Below are 5,412 nucleotides of genomic sequence, written 5' to 3' on the forward strand. Positions count from 1 at the left end.
CGGATAGAGGTAGGTAGAACTGTTCGCCGGGAACGGGTTCGGTGTCGGTCGGGGTGGTCACGGGGTCACCGTCCTGCGAGGTCGTGGGCGAGGGCGACCATCCAGGCCACTCCGGAGGCGAGCCGGCCGTTGGTGGCGTAGCCGTTGTGACGGGCGATGGTGTCGGCGTAGCGCAGCAGCACCGCGGGGTTGACCAGGTCGGCGTTGTCGGCGATCAGCACGCTCCACGCCGCCGACAGCTGCCCGGCCAGCTTCGGCAGCAGCCCGACCGGATTCGCCGCGACGGCGGCGACGATCTCCTTCCAGCGGGCGTCGGCCGCCCCGGCATCCGGTGCCGGGGTACGCGGGTCGGCGGCGTCGACCAACCGGCCCGCGAGGCCCGGCTGCGGCAGGTAGTCGACGTTGCCACCGTCGACCGTGAAGTCGTTGAGCAGCACCGTGTTCCACGCCTCGCCCAGCGCAGCGTGCAACAGTCCGTTCAAGGTCGCCAGGGCCGAGAAAGGGTCGCGCAGGTCGGCTCGGGCGGCGATCGCGGCGCCGACGCGGAGCAGGGCCGCGCGGTCGGGAGCCGAGCAGGCCAGGTCTCCGTCGGTGCAGATATCGGCGACACGGCCCGCGAGCTCGCCGTACCCACCGCCGGACGCGAGGCCGCCACCGGCAGCGGAGGGATTGGGCAGCGCGACCTGCGACACCGCGGCACCGCTGGTGCCCGGTGCCGGATCGGGCACTATTTGCCCTGGCCTGCCGGGCAGGACCGGTGCACCGGGCGCTCGATCGGGATTGGCGTACAACGCGATTCCCGCGATGCGGTTCGCCGGCACCGGGCCGACGCCGGCGCCGACATCGGTGGCAAAGCCCGACATCGCTTGGGCACCTTGGGAGTAGCCGACTCCGGCGATCAAGGTGGCCGGGCAGGCGGCGAGTATTTCGACCGCCGCGGCGTCGAGCCGGTTGCGTGCGTCGGTGACCGACACCGTGTACGGTTCGACTCCGCCGCCGGGCACCGCGCCGCCGAAGCCTGCGCTGTAGGGGATGTAGGAGCGCTGCACCAGCCCGGGAGCCACATCCAGGACCGGTCTGATCACGGCGCCGACGACACCGGTGTCGGCGAGCGGGTCCGCCGTCGGTGAGGACTGGCCGGTGCCCTGCACACCCAGCACGTACAAGGCGGGGCACCCAGGGCCGATCGGCACCGCTCCCACAGCAGGCGATGCGGCCGATATCGCGGCACCGGACCCGACGGTGGCCGCCACCGCCGCAACCGCGATTCTGCACGCCGCAGCGCGGCGGCGTTGTCCGTCGTTGGTCATGGTTGCCCCACACCAACTCCGGCACCGAAGCCGGCGCCAACCGTGCCCGCAGCCACCGCACCGACCACACCGACCGGGACGCCGGTCACCACAGCACCGGCGGCAGCACCGGCCGCGGCGCCGAGTGCGGTTCCCGCGACACCGGAGGTCACGGTGCCGATCACCGGGACCGGTACGACCGTCCCCAGGGCCGCTCCGGCGATTCCGCCGATGGTGCCACCGACCAGACCACCGACCACCGCTCCCCCGACCGCCGCCGGGACGCCTGCCGCGACCGCACCGACAACTCCGCCGATTCCGGCACCGGCCAGCGTCGCGCCCGAAACCCGATCCGAACGCCCGGCCGGGATGCCGATCGAGTCCAGCGCCGTCGAGACCTGCGCCTCCGCTCCGGCTGCGGCGTCATTGATCGCATCGGCACATTCCGGAGGCAGCCAGTCCGGGCGTGGGGCCTGCCATTGCCCGATCCGAATCGTGTTCTCCGGAGCCTCGATCGGCGCCACCGGATCCACCGGCTCAGGCAGGTGAAGTTCCTCGATCCGGATCGGCTCGACCGGCTCTTCCGGCGGTGGCGCCGGCCGTGACGGTGCGTTGCGAACTTCGGGGGGCTGCACGTAGTACACCGGCGGCTCAGGAGTCGGAGCGGGCTGTGCCGGGACCGGTTCGGGTGCCGGCTCCAGCGGGGGCGGCGGAGGTGGCGTGGTGCCGGGCTGGGCGGGGCCGGTCACCCCGGGCTGATCGGCCACGGCAACCAGCGGGTCAGCGGCATGGGCGCTGGTTGCCGCGAGGGCTATCACCGCCATCGGCGCCAGTGTGGCCGCCGCGAGGCCGCGTGCACGAGCGGCCGATGAAGGAAAACGGGATCTGGGCATGACGAAATAAGCCTTCCCACTATGGGATCAGAACTGAGAGATGACTTCCCGGCGCCGAAGGCGCACCTCAGCGGCTCCTCCCACAGCGGAACATGCTGTGGGAGGCCGCTTTTCAGGCAAGCCCGGTCGGCTCGGTCAGATGAAGGGCAGGATCAGGCTCAGTGTCTGCGCCACGACGAACAGGCCGTTCGACAGCACCGACAGACCGGCGTTGACATAGCCCAGGATTGCGAAGGGGTCCACGGTCACTTCCTTCCAGAATTCTTGAATTCGCGAGTTCATAGCCGAACACGCAGGTCCATCCAAACTCCGGAACACGTTGGTAATCAATAACTTTTGGTATTGCAGATCGCGGTACCGAGATTTGCGTCATCTGCTATCCGGGGCCTGATCAGCAGATTTGCGGGCAAAGTGCCGACATTTGCGTAACGGTCTTATCCGCTTGGATCCACGCCAGAAGAATGAGCCATTCAGGGGAGCGCGACGCGGTCTGGCATCGTTTCAGCTATCGATTCGGAGATTCACGTGATCAGTACAGTTGCCGGTCCCTACCCATTCTGGTAGGAACAAAACACCGCCGGGGGGGCTAACCGATCAAGATAACTCTCGTTGGCCTGCCATGGAAGACCACCGAAGGAGGGGGACTCCCTTGAATCGGGATCCCGCACACCACAGACCGCACAAATCCCGCCACTCGCAACCGCCGAGCATCCCAACCCTCGGCAGCACCTGCCGATCCATCCGTGAGGCACGCGGCCTCAGTCGCGACGCATCCGCCGCCTACCTCAAGGTCAGCCGCAGCCACCTGGCCGACATCGAACGAGACCGACGGGCGCCGACCGAAGAGCTTCTCGAGCACCTCATTGTCGGCTATCAACTCGACCTCCCCTTGGCTCGTCACCTGCGCGAACTACGAGCGACGGCCGACAACCTCGAACCCTCTGCCGTTCTGCGCGATTCCGTGACCACCAACCCAGCCCTCGTGTGCCACCTACAGGGCCTACACGAGCGGGGCGCGCCCGCCGCCTACGTCGACTCCGCATGGACCGTCCTGACCTGCAACGATGCTTTTCGGAAAGCCGCGCCTGGACTTGGCGCGGGCGACTCGATCCCGGTCTGGATGTTCTCCGATGATGCCAAGGAGATCTTCCCGCACTGGCCCAGCGAAGCCGACTGTGCGACCGCCAACATCCGCGGCATCGTCGGCCGATATCGCGGCTCCGAACAAGTCCAGACCATCTTCCGCCGCCTTCGCCCCATCAAGGAGTTCCGACACCGCTGGAACGACGGCGTGCACGCCGCCTACGGCCGCGACCCCAGCGACCTGATGTACGCCCGCGACCCCGCCACGGGCGAAACCAGGTCCTACAGCCTCACCATCACCAATCAGAGCGAACACGTCATCCTCATCATCCTTTCCGAGCATCCTGGCAGGAACATCGAAACCAACCGGCCCTAGCCAATTTTCGACACGCACACCGACACGCCAAATAGGAGGCCACAGACCACAGAATGGCCCCGTCCTAAAGATCTTGCTCCAGGTTTCGCCCGATGCGCAGCCGAGTCACCGATCAGTCACATCCTTATCCTGGCGGCTACCAGGCAGCACCGATCTGGCGCAGCCTCTAATCGACGAACCACCCGAGCAATTCTCACCTTTCAGGTGATTTGCCATGCCCGTCCCGACAGAACACAGAATCGAGCCACCAAAAACAACTTTCGTCGTCGAAGCCATTCATTGGAAGCCAGCGCGCAACCGGAGGTGACTATGAACGACAGCAGCGACTCGCCGCCCGATGTCGAACACGCACCCACGACATACGAGCCGACCTATCCCGTCTCCGACGGGGCCCGTGCGGTGCGCAAGTCCGAGCGCTGGTACCTTCAACAGCTGCGTTCCGGCCGCTTTCCCGGCCACAAGGCAGGCCGCACCTGGTATCTCACCGCAGCCGACATCACCGCAGCTATCGAAGAAACCCGCCGACCGTCGACGGGCCCTCGGAAGCCCTCTCAATCGACCAACCAGGCCCGACCAACCTCGGCACGGCCGACTCGACGCCGCCGCCCGATCCCGCGTCAGAATCCTTGACCCCGGACCGAAACCTACCGTCATCTATCCGTGCAGTCCCACCTCACCGACCACCCTCGGTGGCTCATCATCGATGCGGCCGCCACGCGGCCGAATTCCATGGCCGCGCACCCCTAACGACCTCGTGCATGGTTGGCCGTGGGCGGGGATGATCTTGGTGTGGGTCGTGGGGCGGTGTTGTCGCGACGTCGGGTGACCGGGTTGTCGACCGAGGTGATCGCGGGATTGGTGGCCGAGGTCGGCCCGGTGTGGCAAGCGCGGCAGGCTGCCCGCCGGGCCGGCCGGGTACGTGCGCGGGCACCAGGCACCGGAGCGAAGTACAGGCTGGTGTTCCTCGACCGCCTGCTGGTCACGCTGGTAGCGCTGCGCCACGGAGTCACCCATGACGTGCTCGCGGCCTGGTTCGGGGTGGATCGATCCACCGTGACCCGCGCAATCGGCGAGATCCGCCCGATCCTCGCTGAGCGGGGATGCCGGATCGAGAACGGAACACGACTGCGCACCCTGCACGACATTGTCAAATACCTCGGTGACACAGCTGATTACGTGATCCTGGATGCCACCGAGGTCCGCGTCCGGCCCAAATGGCCGGGCGTAATCGGTTTGTCTCCGGCAAGTCCCGCCAGAATGCGATCAAGTCGATGGTGATCACCGATCCAGCAGGCCGGGTGTTGTTCTGCGGTGCCACCGTGCCCGGTTCGTCGCCGACATCCCCCAGGCGCGGGACTCGGGCCTGGTGAGACTGCTCGCCAGGAGTGGTGCCCGAGTCCTTGCCGATGCCGGCTATCATGGCCTCAACACCGAAACCGCAGGTGCGGTGATCACGCCTCCGCACCGCAAGTTCCGCCGCAACCCGCCCCTGGTACGAACAGCATCACCGGGTGCAGCGACAGGCTTACTCCGCAAACGGATTCGTGTCGAACACGGCACTGCCCATCTCAAGAACTGGCGGTCACTGGCCCGCCACCTGACTCGGCGAACAAATTTCGATCACACTGTCCGGGCTGTCGCCGGACTGCTGTCGGACCATCAGCACATCGACCGTACCCGCTCCGCGGGGTGACCCCTGCGCTCAATCTGCTGCTGGTCACAGCGCTCTGCAACCATGCACGAGGTCGTAAGGGCTGTCCCGTAAGTTGTT

Annotated in this window: 6 protein-coding genes; 4 read left to right on the forward strand and 2 right to left on the reverse strand. The window is 66.9% G+C overall.

All coding sequences use genetic code 11. The annotated features are described in order from the left end of the window. Positions 1-65: 65 nt before the first annotated feature. Both QH283_RS25395 and QH283_RS25400 read right to left on the reverse strand, forming a co-directional pair. Positions 66-1,166: a cutinase family protein gene (locus QH283_RS25395; protein WP_280505454.1), complete on the reverse strand. Its 1,101-nt coding sequence runs from the start codon at positions 1,164-1,166 to the stop codon at positions 66-68. Positions 1,167-1,306: 140 nt separating this feature from the next. Further along, complete coding sequence (locus tag QH283_RS25400; protein ID WP_280505455.1) at positions 1,307-2,113, reverse strand: hypothetical protein; 807 nt, start codon at positions 2,111-2,113, stop codon at positions 1,307-1,309. 718 nt (positions 2,114-2,831) lie between these two features. On the opposite strand from QH283_RS25400, the gene QH283_RS25405 reads away from it, so the two are divergent. From QH283_RS25405 to QH283_RS30380, 4 genes are all read left to right on the forward strand, one after another. After that, positions 2,832-3,641, forward strand: a complete 810-nt coding sequence (locus QH283_RS25405; protein ID WP_280505456.1) for a helix-turn-helix domain-containing protein — start codon at positions 2,832-2,834, stop codon at positions 3,639-3,641. Positions 3,642-3,950: 309 nt separating this feature from the next. After that, positions 3,951-4,271, forward strand: a complete 321-nt coding sequence (locus QH283_RS25410; protein ID WP_280505457.1) for a DNA-binding protein — start codon at positions 3,951-3,953, stop codon at positions 4,269-4,271. A gap of 192 nt (positions 4,272-4,463) precedes the next feature. Continuing rightward, positions 4,464-4,919 carry a helix-turn-helix domain-containing protein gene (locus QH283_RS25415; protein ID WP_280505458.1) on the forward strand — a complete coding sequence of 152 codons (456 nt, stop codon included), beginning with the start codon at positions 4,464-4,466 and terminating at the stop codon, positions 4,917-4,919. A gap of 28 nt (positions 4,920-4,947) precedes the next feature. Beyond that, complete coding sequence (locus QH283_RS30380; protein WP_432420779.1) at positions 4,948-5,334, forward strand: transposase; 387 nt, start codon at positions 4,948-4,950, stop codon at positions 5,332-5,334. Positions 5,335-5,412 lie beyond the last annotated feature (78 nt).

Source organism: Nocardia farcinica, from assembly GCF_029867845.1.
In the GTDB taxonomy this organism is placed as follows: Bacteria; Actinomycetota; Actinomycetes; order Mycobacteriales; family Mycobacteriaceae; genus Nocardia; species Nocardia farcinica_A.